General features: G+C 50.4%; 9 protein-coding genes and 2 pseudogenes. 4 read left to right on the forward strand and 7 right to left on the reverse strand.

Annotation, left to right across the window (positions count from 1 at the left end; genetic code table 11):
* The first annotated feature begins 150 nt into the window (after window positions 1-150).
* A complete protein-coding gene (locus tag ACGJAX_RS29515; protein WP_390957051.1) occupies window positions 151-4,041 on the forward strand; it encodes a tetratricopeptide repeat protein in 3,891 nt (1,296 codons plus the stop codon).
* Window positions 4,042-4,304: 263 nt separating this feature from the next.
* On the opposite strand, the gene ACGJAX_RS29520 is transcribed toward ACGJAX_RS29515, so the two are convergent.
* Genes ACGJAX_RS29520 through ACGJAX_RS29535 form a run of 4 tightly spaced genes read right to left on the reverse strand, consistent with a single transcriptional unit; the run spans window position 4,305 to window position 10,343 of the window.
* Window positions 4,305-7,514 (reverse strand): AAA family ATPase, encoded by a 3,210-nt coding sequence (locus ACGJAX_RS29520; protein WP_390957052.1) that lies wholly within the window; start codon window positions 7,512-7,514, stop codon window positions 4,305-4,307.
* Complete coding sequence (locus ACGJAX_RS29525) at window positions 7,495-8,046, reverse strand: ABC-three component system middle component 1 (protein ID WP_390957053.1); 552 nt, start codon at window positions 8,044-8,046, stop codon at window positions 7,495-7,497. Before ACGJAX_RS29525 ends, ACGJAX_RS29520 begins: the two co-directional genes overlap by 20 nt.
* Window positions 8,018-9,292, reverse strand: a complete 1,275-nt coding sequence (locus ACGJAX_RS29530) for an ABC-three component system protein (protein ID WP_390957054.1) — start codon at window positions 9,290-9,292, stop codon at window positions 8,018-8,020. The genes ACGJAX_RS29525 and ACGJAX_RS29530 overlap by 29 nt, the downstream gene beginning before the upstream one ends.
* Window position 9,293: 1 nt before the next feature.
* Window positions 9,294-10,343: an MBL fold metallo-hydrolase gene (locus ACGJAX_RS29535; RefSeq protein WP_390957055.1), complete on the reverse strand. Its 1,050-nt coding sequence runs from the start codon at window positions 10,341-10,343 to the stop codon at window positions 9,294-9,296.
* A gap of 390 nt (window positions 10,344-10,733) precedes the next feature.
* Here ACGJAX_RS29535 and ACGJAX_RS29540 point away from each other — a divergent pair.
* A pseudogene (locus ACGJAX_RS29540) lies at window positions 10,734-11,328 on the forward strand (mechanosensitive ion channel family protein); the annotation flags it as partial.
* 2 nt (window positions 11,329-11,330) lie between these two features.
* Here ACGJAX_RS29540 and ACGJAX_RS29545 read toward each other — a convergent pair.
* Window positions 11,331-11,600 carry a hypothetical protein gene (locus ACGJAX_RS29545; protein ID WP_390957056.1) on the reverse strand — a complete coding sequence of 90 codons (270 nt, stop codon included), beginning with the start codon at window positions 11,598-11,600 and terminating at the stop codon, window positions 11,331-11,333.
* Between the two features lie 80 nt (window positions 11,601-11,680).
* Between ACGJAX_RS29545 and ACGJAX_RS29550 the strand changes: the two genes are divergently transcribed.
* Both ACGJAX_RS29550 and ACGJAX_RS29555 read left to right on the forward strand, forming a co-directional pair.
* Window positions 11,681-13,084: a hypothetical protein gene (locus tag ACGJAX_RS29550; protein ID WP_390957057.1), complete on the forward strand. Its 1,404-nt coding sequence runs from the start codon at window positions 11,681-11,683 to the stop codon at window positions 13,082-13,084.
* 286 nt (window positions 13,085-13,370) lie between these two features.
* Window positions 13,371-13,970, forward strand: a pseudogene (locus ACGJAX_RS29555) (mechanosensitive ion channel family protein); the annotation flags it as partial.
* 41 nt (window positions 13,971-14,011) lie between these two features.
* On the opposite strand, the gene ACGJAX_RS29560 reads toward ACGJAX_RS29555, so the two are convergent.
* Both ACGJAX_RS29560 and ACGJAX_RS29565 read right to left on the reverse strand, forming a co-directional pair.
* Window positions 14,012-14,878 carry a carboxylate/amino acid/amine transporter gene (locus ACGJAX_RS29560; protein WP_390957058.1) on the reverse strand — a complete coding sequence of 289 codons (867 nt, stop codon included), beginning with the start codon at window positions 14,876-14,878 and terminating at the stop codon, window positions 14,012-14,014.
* Window positions 14,879-15,105: 227 nt separating this feature from the next.
* Window positions 15,106-15,705 (reverse strand): FMN-dependent NADH-azoreductase, encoded by a 600-nt coding sequence (locus ACGJAX_RS29565; RefSeq protein WP_090324459.1) that lies wholly within the window; start codon window positions 15,703-15,705, stop codon window positions 15,106-15,108.
* Window positions 15,706-15,712 lie beyond the last annotated feature (7 nt).

Consider the following 15,712-nt stretch of genomic DNA (forward strand, 5'->3'; position numbering starts at 1 on the left):
GGTTCACCAGGTCTGTAAGCGCACATGAGCAATTTATTTTCGTCAGGCCCCCGTCTGCTAGATCCATCTGGAGACCCAAAGAGGCAGGCTGTTGATGCCCTCCGGGGGTATGCATATCAGCTCTATGTCAGCGCGCTTGCGTGGATCCGCTTGAAGTCGGGTGAACGGCTTTATCTTGAGGTGGCAGAAGATTATGCGATCGCGGCTGAGGACTCTTTAAAAGGCGTCCAAGTCAAGGACACTCTCGGATCCGGAAGTATCACGATCAACTCCCAGGACGTGCGGGAGGCTCTGGACAACTTTGTCGACTTAGTCGAGCGCAACCCGGACACCCAAGTCACCCTTCGCTTTCTCTCCACCTCACCTATCGGCCGTGAGCGAGAAATCAGCCACCGGGTAGATGGCCACGCAGTACTCGATTACTGGCAACAAGCAGCGCGCAATGCTGAGGTGAAACCACTACGTGATGCGATTTTGAGAGCCGAAATCTCTAACCGCGTGAGATCGTTTATTCAAGCCCGCAATGATGAAGAGCTACGGCTGGATTTACTGCAGAAGATAACTTGGGATTGCGGTGAGCCTGGGCTTACGGACGTAAAGCTGGAGTTGTCCGGTGCGCTCGTGTCGTACGGCAGTGACCGGCTTCGGCTTTTGCCAAGCGATTCAGAACCTCTAACAGCAGTTGTACTGCAATCGGTCTTGGACTGTGCTCTTCGCACTGAGCCGAAGGCACGGTATTTGGATTCGGCCGCGCTACTGAATTTGTGCGCAGATGCCGGTCGCTCATCACTGCCCAATAGCTTGCTTGAGAGCATCATGGCTCAGCAGGCGGGCCAACATCAGTTACAAGACCTAGCACTGCCGGCCACGTTAGAACCCTTAGGTGACGTGCCACTGCCCACTCTTCTATTACCGCGACAAGACGTTGTTCAAGCTGTAACCAAAATCCTGGAATCGACCTCCGTCGCCATCCTATCAGCCGGTACTGGCATGGGTAAATCAGTGGTGGCCAAGCTCTCTGCACAAGACAGCGGAGGCAAATGGATGTTGGTTGATCTTCGAGATGTAGCTGCTGAAGTGTGTGAAATTCGGCTAAATAAAGCTTTGGGTGAAACGGCCGCAACCCCTCTGGCTGGCATCATCTTGGACGACCTTAACGAACTAAATACACCGAAGGTCACTGCGGCTCTTGCTCGGCTGCTCCGCAGCCTCAAAAGGCACAACTCAGCCTGCATCGTGACTTGCTACAAAGAGTTGTCTTTCAGCGCACTTGAAAAGCTCGGCTTAGATCCTAGAGCAAGCCTCAAAATCCCCGCGCTGAGTCATCCTGAGGTTGCCAGCCTTGTACAAATGATTGGAGGGGATGCCTCCCGATGGACGTCATTTGTGCGATACGCGGGCGGCAACGGACACCCGCAATTGGTTAGGGTGGTACTCACTGGATTGAAGCAAAGGGGATGGCCAACCACGGACATTGATGACCTCACCAAAACTGAAATTGGTGTCGACATTGAGGAAGAGCGCGAGGCGATCCGTCAAAACTTAGTGAACGCTCTAGATGTTGAACCAAGGAAGTTTTTGTATCGAACTAGTCTGGCCGTGGGCCGCTTCAAGCGAAAGAGTGCATTGCAATTAGGAGAGATCGAACCCCAAATTCACTCTGCCGGCGAACACTTGGACACTTTGATAGGCCCTTGGATCGACAAACTCGGTTCCGGATTGCTGAGGGTGTCCCCATTGATTGCTAATGCGGGTGAAAACACACTTCTTCCTACGGAACAGGTAGCAGTTCATCGAGTGCTTGCTGAAAGTCTTTTTGAGACTGGCAAGCTCGACGTGACGACCGTGGACGATCTGTTCCTTCATAGCATCAAAGGTAAAAGTAATAATATTTTAGTCCAGTTAGGCGGAGCGCTACTGAGAGCAAAACATGAAGAACTAAAGATCATTGCAGAGTGGTTCCCTAGCCTGCGCTTTGCATCTCTGGATTCATCAATTATTCCCAAAGATCCAGCAATAGCAATTCTATTCAGGTTGAACCAGTTCGCGATTGCTGCATCTCTTGACAACAAAACAACGCATCCATTAAACGTGTGGAAAACCCTTGAATCGGAGATAAAGAAACTCGACCCTCAAGATGAAGGCATGTTCCAGTCTATAGCAATGGGCAAAGCATTATGCCTCAATGACCTCCCCACGATACTCCCAAACTGGTTCAGCCTTCTCCGAAAATTTCGAGCTTCCCTCGCAAAAACAACAGAGTTCCTCCCCTCCATTAATAAATCGGATCAAAATGGTGGACTGTTTATCGCGCAAGCTATGCGAATTGGCAGTGTGCATGCACAGCAAAACTTATTCGACGAGTTGCATCACTTAGATCGGCAGGAGCGTGAGGAATATCTTAGCTTTACCCTCACTACTCGTGAAGGAACCGCTGCACTAGTAAATGGCCCTTGGCTTGAAGAAGTTCGCTCAGGCAAAATCGACGGTCGCAGCGCCTCCAAAAGTTATCAGCAGATGGCGAAACTCACCCGTAGTTGGGGTCATGCACAACTCACAATTTTTCTCCTGGTTGCGGCGAGCATCATGCTCGATGAATACTCAGGAGATCCTGACAGCGCCCTTGAATTAATCAAGCAAGCAGAGACAGAGTTTGGGGCTGTAATCGACTTAGCCAGAGCACGATCAAAGATCTATCTTCGCCAGCGCAAACACCATGACGTCATTTCGATAGTGAGGGACATTGACTCACAAGTTGATGAATTCGAACCGTTAGAACGAATGTTTTTGCGTAGAGAAACAGGTATTAGCTTTGCCGAAACAGGCGACTGGAAAGCGGCGGCGTCTCAATTTTTTCAAGCCCACAAGGATGCATTGGCAGTAGCAAGCGGATCCTTTAACGCTATCGCTCTGGGATTGAAGGCCGATTCTGCTCTGGCATTGTACAAAGCGGGAGATCTAGGCGCGGCTATCAATGTATATCGTGACGTAATTGAGCAACTACCCAAAGTTGACTCAGAGGATTCGCTACAGGCAGCTTACTGCAGCAGAGTTATTCGTCATGGACTGCTGTGGCTTCACGTTCAAATAATCGGTGCAGAGAATGAGCCCATCATCAATGGCGAACCTACATCCATGGTTGCTGGAATGTGTAGTAACCCAAATCCACCTGAGGACATCGTTAAACTTCCACGAGCTCCTCTAGAGGCAACCTGGTACCTCTTTGCTACCGCCGAATCAGAGGCCGTAGGGCCAACACAGGCACTTAACAACCTAGAAACAAGACTGAATGGAAAAACTGCTCCATCCTTTGAGTTAACTTTTAGATCGTATATTCTCAACAACTCGATAAAGTATTTAATCGTAGACGGATTCGCCGACCAACTAAATCGCTGGCTGGATTTCGTGGCCTACGCCTTCGATAAGGCAAATGGAGAAACTCTCACGGCTACAGAAGCTCTTGTATATGCCATCGTACCAATATCATCAAAAAATATTTTGCAATCAGAACGACTTGTAAAATTTCAAAGATCCGCAATTTACGCCTTCGGTATTTCTGCAGCTCTATCCGGTAATATCTCAGATTTGAAAGCTCTACGAGAAAACATTGAAAAGCATGAAAATTTAAGTGGAGCAGTCACTTGGATCGATAAAATCCTGTCGCCTGATCCTAATGACGAAGCTAATGACATTACAAGCACCATCCATACGGCTCTCACACGCTCTGATTTATTCCTAACTCAATTGTTCGAAATAACAGTTCGTTTCCTGGAAATGGCGGCGCAATCTCAGTTCCGAACCGCGCTTGAAAAACCGCTCACGGAATGGAGCCAAGTAAAGTGGAAAAAACAAATTAAATCAAAACTAGCCTTCAATAGAGCCAACTTAGTCATACCAGAAATCCAGAAGTCTTTTGAAATCCCAGGAATTGCAGGTGTCGCTGCGACAATATTAGCTGCGGAGCCAGGTGTTCCCATACACCTAAATACAAAGATGCGTGAGTTCTTTTCAAAAATCATGCAAACCTCACCTGAGGTGTAATTGACAGCATAGCCTTGGGTTAGACATAGCCTGTGCTTTAATCTTAATAAATATTGAAATGGAGCTCCAATAATAGATTGGAGACGTCTGCCCGCCCACTTTTTCGGTCAGTTGGAAGCTAATGGTACGCAGTCTAGGCCGATGCATACCTCACACACCGACGCCTGCCCATACGGTGCACACCCGTCGTACCCCTATGGGGTCAATTGGTTGGTAGCCAAAGGGGGAAATAGCTCTCCCCCTTTGGCGGAAAACAACAAGTATTAATCCTTCCCTTCGCCGTCCGTATTACCGTCAGCGTGTAAGACTACCTTTGACAATCCCGCGACGAAATCATGGGCATCCTGGATTTGACTGACAACACCGAAGCTTTCCAACTGCAAAAACTTAGACCCAAATACCTCCGAAGGTATCTTCAGCTTGAGCAAATCGAAAAAATTCTCGTCGTGTGTCGATATGATTATTTGCTTATCAAAACGCAGCGAGACGTTCCGAAGGAGATCTATAACCGCAAGGACATTAATTGAATCCATTGACTGAATAGGGTCATCGATCAGTATGACGTCTAACGGGACATTCTTCTCGTCCCTGGCATGTAGGGCGTTGGCCAGAAATACACTAAGACTAAGAATATTAAGCTGGGCCGAACTAAAGTAGAGCATCGGTGAAATCAAATCACCCTCACCATCTTTAAGTATAATGTTTAACCCAGGTTGATTCGAACCATCAAAATCAGGGATAAACTCTACTTTCTTAAATGAAGGATGGGGGTCTATTTGGCTATAAATCGCGTTGATTAAATCCGTAAAGAAGAAAGATCCAATTCGCGCTCGCAGCTCTTCAAATATGCTCTCTCGATCTTCCGATAGTTTTTTGTCGACCACCTGATGTTCAGCGAGCCTACGCTCGATATCAGAAAGACGCTCGCGCAAGACTAAGCTGTCCAGGTAGGGTTTGAAAGCTTTTAATTGCTCAGTTAGCAGATCAAATTTATCGATTTTAGCTGCCAAATCGGCGGATTGCGCAGTCGATGATCCCAGAGCTGATGCGATCTCCGTACGAATCATATCTGGACTGGCAGTGAGCTCCTCACCAAGCAATCTACCGAGGCTTGCCAAGAACGATTCCACGGCGAACGTTGCGTCGCTAACGGATTTAGAAGCAGTATCTCTCTGGGTGGCCAACTGCTGAAAATCTACCCAATTTCCATCTGCGAGCATCACCTGTTGGAGCTCATGGCAATCCACTGACAGCCTTTCAAGTTCCCCCGAGCTTTCTGCGAGAGAGCGACTGAGCTGATCACGTTTTTGACCACAATGCGCGGGGAGTTCCGTAAACTCACGAACGGCCTCCTTCAATGCGAAGGCCAATACCTTGTTGTATTGATCCTTTGAGGTGATGCTTTCCCGAAGAAAGCGCAGCTCCTCTAACCTTGCATTGACTTTTTGCAGTTGGGCTTGAAACCCAACTACAGCATTTTTGACCAACTCAAGCTGAGCGACTTGGGACACTCGAATACTAGAAAGACTATCGAGTTCAGCTCCTGCGCGCGCGTGCAGTTCCTCGGAACTGAGATTCCAAACTCTCAGCTGGAGTGCTTGAATCGTCTGCTCAGTCGCGCTTATTGAGGCCCTAAGCGAATAACATTCTCGCTCAACTTTATTGATTTTTGAGGCAAGTTGGTCAAGCTTAGTTCTAAGTTCGATCACCTTCTTACCGAGTCGATCCTTAGCTTCGGCAACTGCTAAGTCAATAACACCCTTAAGCACCGTCACCCGAGACGTAATCTGCTCAAGCTGGATTGCGTTTTGTCTTGCCGCCTCAGTTAGCAGATCGTTGTTTTTTATGGCCGACGTCAAGGCCTCAGGAGAATCGTGTACTACTCGGCAAAGTGGGCACTTATCGCTAGGCCATTCACCCAGATAAATTAGCCCTTGAGAGACTATACGCTCAACACCCTCTTTTTGCCGGGTAAGCGCTACTTGAGTATTCTTGATCGTTTGATCATGCTGCTGTAGTAGGTCTAACTCTTGATGAGCGGAATAGACTTCAGAGAGACGGTTAGTCGGTAGAAGGGGTAGATTCGTACTTTGCTCCATCAACGTCTTGGCGTTTATTGTCGTCGCGGAGAGCTTAGTTAGCTCAACAGTAATACGCTCATGATCACCCCTGTCGACCTTTATCGTTGCCATCCTGCTCTGTAGGTCTGATTGCTGACCAGACAGACCAGCCTGATGCACTGCAATCTCTGCATAAACACCAGCGCTATTTAACAGCATCGACCGCAAGGCCAATGATCGTTGATCAGCCTGACTAAGAGCATCACGATGTTGCTTATCAGATTCTTGGGCCGTTCTAAGTTCTACGGCAATTCCGCTCTGCTGCTGTTCTAGCGTGGTTTGCTCAACTGTCGCTCTTTTATACACCGATTCGTCAGATAGGAAACTTGGAAGCAATTTTTCAATTGTTTCCAGTTCCGTGAATTCACCAGTCCATTTTTGCCAGTCTGCGAGGTTTTTGCTGTGAGCAGCGGAAAGAGATTGGTAATTCTGCGAATCTTTGACACCTTTCGCCAGCCTAGCCAATCGAGGACTTTGCTCGGAGATTACATCAAGATGAAACTGTAACTCATCAAGCCTGGAGGAATGTTCTAACAGCGCTGACTCGCGTTGACGCTGCGCCGTATGGAAAGAAGCCAAGGTATGTTTTCGTTCAATGATAGATGCAAGTAACTGATGCTCTAAACTTGCATTAAAATTCGCAGAAACTAGAGATATTGACTCCCCACTCTGGTTCAGGCTCACAGCTAGCGAATTGAATTTATCAAAAATTGCGGAATCGACTGGGGCGTTAAGCTCTTTCTTGACCTCAGTCCGCTGCTTCCGAAGACCATCCAAAGTCAGCTTATTTTCAGCTATAACTGCGGTAAGCTCTTGGCGTAAAGCCTCGGCTTCACCGCCGAAGTGCTGCATGAACAGCTCATACCGCTCTTGCGGCTTAGCTTCGCGCAAGAAACGATCAATAGCATCTTGGGAGAGTATGATTTTGCTAAATATTCTGGCTTCTTTGCCTTTTTTACCCTTAGAAACGCCTAAGGCTAGATCAGTCGAGTTCCACTTCAACTTCGGGAGTTCCCTAGGAAAATTCCCGCGAGTAGTCATCACTTCCACTCGGGTTAAAACCTCATCCGGGACATCTTTGTTGCGCAAGATCTTCAAAGGAATCCGATCTTGTTTAGTTCCACGGGCTGCTATTTGATTATTTTTTTTATTATGTTCACCCGCATATCTCTCCAAACTGTCCGTTAGCGCCCATTCCACAGCATCATAAAATGAACTTTTCCCAAACCCATTTGGAGCATAGATCGCAACAAAATTCGATGGTATCTCACCATCAAGGGTAAAATCGAAGCTTCCATCCTTTTTATATTTATAGGCGCGAAAACCTTCAATCTCAACTTTCTTTATTTTCATTTCGCCTATAATACTCGATTAGTTTGTTTACGATTTCGCCCCGTTTCTCCTTCGACTTACTTGTAGAGTCTATAGGCGCATTCTTAATCAATGAAGCAATGGAAAGTTTTATCCCTGCCTGAACCTTAGGGAGAGTTTCCTGAAGTTTCAAATCAGCTCCGAACAACTCCACATTGATCAGCTTCTCAACCCTTTCGATAGTCGGTTGATCTCCCTGACTATCCAGAACAACCTTTCTCGCCGCGTACCGATCATTTTCGATCACATACTTCTCGCGAATATCCAAGCGATCCGGGCACAACATAACCAAGTAAATATTCCACCTAGAAAATTTAGCTCCAGGCTTAAATTTGAGTGACACTATACTTTGAATAGCCTTCCAATTCGCGGCCATTTCTCCAGAAGAGCCAAACCAGCAAACTATGCAATTTATGAACTGCAACTGATCACAAGAGAAGAGTTCAAATCTTACATCTTCAAACTCAGACTGTAGAAACCCCAGGTCATGAGCCGTCTTTGATAAAGCTACCATAATAACCCTTGAATTTTGTCAGCTGACCGCCGATATTGACGCTTCCATACTCTCGGTGCTTAGCCAAAACGTGTTTATTACGAAGCCCTTTTAAGTGCGCTACTGAGTACGTACCCCATATTTCGCCACGCGCGTTATCAATCCTGGCTAACTCTCTAAATTTTGGCGAGGAAGCGATATCATCGATAACCTCCTTAAGGTCATCTGGATCAGGTACGTCTACTGCATTTTCTTCCGGAGAGTTAATAAGCATAGCGCCATTGGTCTCAAGCATACCCCTCGCTGCCTTAAATATATCCGACAACTTCCGTATCCAATTTTCACTGCTACTTGAATACATAAATCGACGCTTACGATCAAGCAACTCTAGATAGACATCGTCAACAACGTCAACATCATCTAGTATTGAGCAGACAATCACAAATTCGAAGTAAGCGACCCACATTTCCCTACTCAAAACAGTATCGCTAGGCTCATCATCACCAATCAAAAGTTCTCTTCGATACCGCACCATCAAATCATGCGGCGCAGGCATGCCTTTCTCGATTAGCCATTCTGCCTGCTCATTTAGCTTCTGACGTAGATTTAGAACGTTCGCTGGATTCGCAGCATTGAAACAAAATATATCGTCCTTGAAGTTCGAGAAGCACGCCATGTAAAAAGGCGCGATTTGCACAAGATTATGAGCCTCGATGATCTCTTGGAAACGACTGATGGGAAAGCAACGGATTCTCCCATATCTCGCTTCTGGATCTTCGTCGTCCATCCGAGCTTCGACGCCCCACAAATGCGCAACATCCCCGCCAATGTGGTAGATCGCCCCACCGGACATCCCTTCAATCGATTCCTGTCCAGGGTTGCCAGTCAAATTACAAACAATGACCTGATGCGCTACGTCGTTAGAACTTCCTGTGTAAATTTTGAACGGTCTGTCCGTTCCATGATTCGATCTAGGGTAACCAACGTAGGAGATCGCAGAACCCGCCGGCAACGCCTCCATCAAAGTACGCTGTTTGATGTCTGCTTGAAACTCGACTTTGATAATGGAGCAGTCGACCTCGGGATGGTGATAAGGGGATCCGATGACATTGATCACTCGCCCGTTCCGGCTGATCTCCGCACGCTCCCCTGCCACATGGTGAGCCGTTAAAACATACGAAAAGTCTTGCGACAATGCACTTATAAGAACGCCACTACCCGTATTTACTTTAACGGCGTAAGAAATAATTTGCTCATCAGTCGTCATATTAAAGAACAATCTCTTCACAAAGCCCTATTAGGCGCTCGGAATAGGCGTCTTCTTCATGGCTCAAAAATATCTGCCCAATAATTTTACTATAATTAAAGAAAATACTCGCGTCGCTCCCAGCCAAAATTCTAGCTATCACCCTCTTGTTTGGCAGCCCATGGATCGATCCATTGGAAGAAATTATAAAACGGTCGCTCGCCACCAGCTCAAGAAATTCCCGGCTTGTGTTGTACTGGCTTCCATGATGCGAAACTTTCACCAAATCAACCGAGAGTTTCGAATCGGCGCTATAGCCCAGCGTGCGTAGCATTGATATTACTGCTCCGTCATGCGCGTCACCCAGAAACAGCATGGTTTTGTCGTCGGCCTTAAGGATAAAAGCGATCGAACTACCATTTGGTATAGATTTGTCCGCCTCAAATGAGTCGTTAGCCAAAATGTCCTCGAAGCTCAGCACGTAGTCCGTTTCTCGGGAAGTTTCGGCAGGGCTCTTTTCTCTCGGCCAAACAGAAAGAAGTTTCTGAAGGTTTTCTTCATTTGGCGACAAAATCGTAAATGTAAACGGGCCGCTCTGAATTGTCTGACCGGCCATCACAAGAGGAGCGCGGTCACAGCCAATTTCCTCCAACAGCGTCTCGAACAATTTGCCTTGCCTAACGCTGGTCTCAGGCGCGTCGCCACTTAGATAAAGGTCGTTCGCAGGTATTGCCGGCGCATTGAAATGATCGGTAATCAGCCGTGAAGAGTTAAACCATATGGACTTGACCATATCACTCAGATACCCGGGGGCCTTGAATGCTCGCAGTAGCCCGCCAATATGATCATCGTCAATATGGGTCAAAATCGCGAGATCAATGTGTTGGCCTTTAGCTTTCAGCTCATCGAGAACGATGCAGAGTGCTCCCTTGCGTATCGGTGGAGAGCCGTACTTGAAGGTAGCCGCATTCCCACCATCGATCAGCAAGTTAAACACGCCATCCGGGCCCTCATGTGTGACCAAGATGCAATCGCCGTGGTTCGCTTGCAGGATGCGTACGCTGATGCCCATCCAAACTCCCTGTATCGCCAGGATCATTCCGCAGAGGACGACCACACTGTCATAGTGCCAGTAAAATAGCGCGTCCCAGGGCATCTTCCAAGCGCTCTGGTTCCAACGGTATTTGAAGCCAAAATGCAGCCTCAAGATTGTCCGTCGATAGCTTGTCAGTAGTGAGGATATTATCTGTAGAAGAGTTCTCTATTTTTCAGCTGCCACCTCTTGGTTTCCTGCCTCAACTCGCCAAAAATGCTCTTCAAGCGGTAGCAGTAATTGCTGTTTAGAGTCCTTACCTGTCCATAAGCCCATCACAAAAATGGAGTTTAACGAAATCACATTAACTCATTGATATATATAGATTTTAGCTATCAATTTTACTCTCCATGTCACTACTACAAAACTTCTTTCGACAAGACCATGGTCTCGATCCCGCCCTGGCGCTTGATGTCCGAGCCGTTCAAGAACTGGCATGCAGGCTTCCGGTGGTCGCCGGATCAAACGCAGCCTGTTCATCGACGCCTGCGGCGTACGCTTTCTGCGTGACGACGAGGAACTGAAGCAGTCCCAGGTGCACTTGCTCTCCGACTACATCACCCGCAAACAAGCCGAACTCAAGGCCTGGAACGAAGCCTAGGGCAACGTCGCGGCCATGTCGGCCAACCGCCGGCGGATGTCCAATATCGGCACGTTCCGCGCCTATGCGCTGGCCTACCTGAAGAGTCACCCGGAGATCCAGCCGAACATGACCTGCATGGTCCGCCAGATGCAGACCACGGCCCAGGGTATTCCGCTGGAGATCTACTGCTTTACCCGCACCACGGCGTGGGCCGATTACGAGCGGATTCAGGGGGATATTTTCGACTACCTGCTGGCGGTACTGCCGGAGTTTGGCTTGAGCCTGTATCAGCAGCCGAGTGGTACGGATTTACGGGCCGGGTTGCTGCCGGCAGTGCTGGGTGCAAGCCACATTCCCGAAGCCGAAAAACGCATGATGTAACACTACAAAAAACCTGTGGGAACGACGCGCCCATTAGGATCGAGGACGTCACCTATCTTACTGCGCTGCATCTTCCAGCCGCGAAGGAAATCATCCAATCGAAAATATTCCAGAGCGCGACGCTGCAGATTGCTGAGTTTCACATCCGGAACAGACCCGGCGCTCCGATCATCGATGCGGATGACGGTACCAGGCGGGATGATTTCCTTAGTGATTCGCTGCGCCTCGGCCAGCTCGGCGAGCGTGCTCTGCACCAAATGACGAATCCGCACACCTGCATCTCCGGTGCTCGTCCGTTTTGTGAGCTGAAATGGTTATAGTCGTGCTCACCAGAGGACAAGGCAAAGACTCCATGACGTACGCACTGATTGATAACGCCACCCTGACCGCTGTTCAACGTGCAACCGGAGCGGTCACGGTTCAGAACAGCGACACGATCAATGGCGACCTGTGCGCCGTGGAAAATTTTCTGCAGGGAGTTCTCTTCTACGATGAACTGCTCTGTATCGATAACTACAAGCCTGAGCACATAGAAAGCCGAAAGCAGCAGTTTCCCTACCTGAGGTTTGTAGACCCTACAGAATACGGACTCAAGACTGTCGACGAGGTTGCCCAGAGGGAAGCAGCGCTGATCCGCCCTGAAATTCGCGGCGGCGAATTTGTTGATGAGGATTTCGGTGTTCTCTTGGAGCAGCTTAAAATGAACATGGTCTGCACCTGGGATAAAGCCTCCAGCGTGTACTACCTGACCATGAAAATGCTGGGATACCGTGGCACCGATGCCTATGAGAAATATAGCGCGCTAAGCGCAGCGATCTTTGCAGAGCTGGCCGATTCGGCGGAGACAAAGGGGCGATGGTCACAAGAGGTCAAGCTCGTAGGGTCGGACGGCCATGAGTTCAGTAAGACCGATTTCGCGGCCAAGGAGGCAGGAGGTCTAGGCGGTTCCACGAGGCAGCTAGAGATGTTCGTCGCTTCACTTAACTGGCTCGCTTACAAATCTATCTACTACACAAGCGCTGCCAAGCACCTTCAGGCTGATTCCTTCATCCACCCCATCAGACATGCCTACCAGATGCATTGGATGAAGAAATCTGGCGCCTTCAGTCACGACTTCACAGCACGGCTCCTGGCCAACCTTGCGAATAAAACTCGAACCAGCATCTCCGAAATCCAACAGCACGGTGCGACGCAGACGGTTGCCTTGGATCTGCCGTTGTTCTCGGCGTGGTTGACACAGAACGCAGGCAGCGTACCCGCTGCGATAGAAGCCGCTAGGCATATCCGTAGCGAAAACCATTTCGTCACCATCCGCGAGACGCTCAAAGCCATTCGAATCGGCTTTGACGAACAGGGCATGGCCACCGGAAACAAGCTGATCACAAATCTTCTCGGGGACATCGAGAAAATCTGCGGTGACCTAAAGCGGAAATACGGCGTGCCGTCGAATCAGGGGATCCAAGGGAGCTTCCTCATCAAGGCAGTGAGCTCGCTCACCAGCTTGGTCGGGCTACCTGGGCTGCCAGACAAGGAATTTGCCCTGTCCACGCCCGAATTCATGAAATCACAGTCCACTAAGGCATTTACCACCGTCGTGAAAGACATAACCGCTGAGCTGACGTCGATGGAGCGTTTGGGCGGCGTTCGCGACCTGATGGCCAAGTCGTTCGTCATTAATGATGAACGGGCCGTTAGACCCAAGGTGGAGGATCCGAAATTCCGCTTCGCTTCGTCGTGGTGGAAAAAGCCTATGTGATGGTTTAAGGCCTGGATTTGCCTTCTTCAAAGACAGCCGGGTAAACGCACTCAGGTGGGTAGCCATCCAGGCTGACGTCTGTCCTGCGAGGTCAAAGCAAAGTTAATCGATGCTGCTTGGCCTCAGCTGAAATTTTAGCCGCCGTCATGACATGATCCGCCCGCCCTGTGATCAGCAGAAGGGTGTCCATTTTGGGCTGAAATTTATGGACTCGGTGCGAAGTGGCTGAAGGGCCGAGTTTGCTGGGATGGACGTGTCCATTTGTCCAGATGGGTCACTACTACCCTCTTTTGATAAAACCATCGTGTCGATCCCGACCTGGCGCCTGATGTCAGAATCGTTCAAGAACTGGCGCGGCATGCAGCAGTCGGGGGGCCGACGGATCAAGCGCAGCCTGTTTATTGATGCCAGTGGCGTGCGCTTCATCCGCGATGACGAAGAACTGAAACTGTCCCAGGTGCATCTGCTGACCGACTACATGAGTCGCAAGAAGGCCGAGCTCAAGGCCTGGAACGAAGCCCAGGGCAATGTCGCGGCGATGTCGGCCAACCGTCGCCGGATGACCAACATCGGGACCTTTCGAGCCTATGCCCTGGCGTACCTGAAGAGCCACCCGGAGATCCAGCCGAACATGACCTGCATAGTGCGCCAGATGCAGACCACCGCTCAGGGGATTCCACTGGAAATCTATTGCTTCACCCGCACCACGGCCTGGGCCGATTACGAGCGGATTCAGGGGGATATTTTCGACTACCTGCTGGCGGTGTTGCCGGAGTTCGGACTGAATCTGTATCAACAACCGAGCGGGACGGATTTACGCGCCGGGTTGCTGCCGGCCGTGTTGGGCACTAGCCACATTCCCGAGGCGGAAAAACACGTGATGTGACACCACAAAAAACGGTGGGAGCGAACTCGCTCCCACAAGGTTTAGTGGACGGTCAAAGGTTTGCGCATGCCCAGCCGACTGATCCACACCGCCATCAGAATCACCGATCCACCGAGCAGCAACCGCCCCAGGTCCTCATGCTGATTCCAGATCAGCAGATTGAGCAGCAACCCTACGGGCACATGCAGGTTGTTCATCACCGCCAGCGTCCCGCCGTTCACCAGGCAGGCGCCCTTGTTCCACCAGTACAGGCCCAGTGCGGTGGAAACCAGTCCGAGGAATAGCAGCACGCCCCATTGCAGCGGCGCTTGCGGCCAGAAGTTCTGTTTGCCGAACAGCAGAAACGCCGGCAACACCACCGCCAGTGCACCCAGGTAGAAGTAACCGAAGCGCCGGTAGTGCGGCAGATCGCTGGGGTGGCGTGCCACCAGGTGCCTGTAAAGCACCTGCCCGGCGGCAAAGGTGAAGTTGGCCAGTTGCAGCAGCAGGAACCCCATGAAGAAGTCCGGGCTGATCCGGTCGTAGCGAATCACCGCGGCTCCGGCCACCGCCACCAGTGCAGCCACCAACGCCCATGGGTTGAATCGGCGGTTCAGCGCATCTTCGATCAGGGTCACATGCAGCGGCGTAAGGACCGTGAACAGCAGCACTTCAGGCACCGTCAGCACACGGAAGCTCAGATACAGACAAACGTAGGTCACGCCAAACTGCAGCGCACCAATCAGCAACATGCCGCGCATGAACGCAGGCTCCACCGAGCGCCAGCGCGTCAGCGGAATAAACACCAGCCCCGCCAGGAGCACGCGCACCAGTACCGCGAAGTAACTGTCGACATGACCGGCCAGGTACTCGCCGATCAAACTGAAGGAAAACGCCTGGATCAGCGTGACAAAAAGTAGATAGCCCATGCTCGCCTCGTTTCGAATGGCGGCGAAGATAGCGGGTTTTGCCGGTGATCGCGAACACTCAAACGATACAAAATTCCAGGCAAAAAAAAGCCCGATCTCGCTAAAGCGTTCAATCGGGCTACAGCACTCAGGAGCAACAAGTGCAAAGGGAGGTTCGATGCGCGTACAGGCTTGAAGGGTTGCGCCAGGTCACTAGACCATCCAGTGATTATCTGGCGATTAACGGGTCAGGCCACTTGAGCAAGCCTGGCGTTCGCCTGGTTGAGGCCTTTCTCCTGGAAGTCACCGCCCAGGTTCATGCCTTCAGCGTGAATGAATGTGACGTCGTGGATGCCGATGAAGCCCATGACCTGACGCAGGTAGGGTTCCTGGTGATCCGCGGCGCTGCCGGCGTAGATCCCGCCACGAGCGGTCAACACGTAAGCACGCTTGCCGTTGAGCAAACCTTGAGGACCGGTTTCGGTGTACTTGAACGTCACGCCGGCACGCAGCACGTGGTCAAGCCAGGCCTTGAGGGTGCTCGGGATGGCGAAGTTGTACATCGGCGCGGCCATCACCAGGACATCGGCGGCCAGCAGTTCGTCGGTCAACTGGTTGGAGCGCTCCAGGGAAACCTGTTCGATGTCGCTGCGCTGTTCGGCGGGTTTCATCCAGCCGCCCAGCAGGTTGATGTCCAGATGCGGGACCGGGTTGACAGCCAGGTCACGAACGGTGATTTCGTCCTTCGGGTGAGCGGCTTTCCACTGGCTGATGAAGGTTTGGGTCAGTTGACGGGAAACCGAGTCTTGCTGACGTGCGCTGCTTTCGATGATCAGAACGCGGGACATGGGATGT

The organism is Pseudomonas moorei, from assembly GCF_042846945.1.
GTDB classification, from domain to species: Bacteria; Pseudomonadota; Gammaproteobacteria; order Pseudomonadales; family Pseudomonadaceae; genus Aquipseudomonas; species Aquipseudomonas moorei.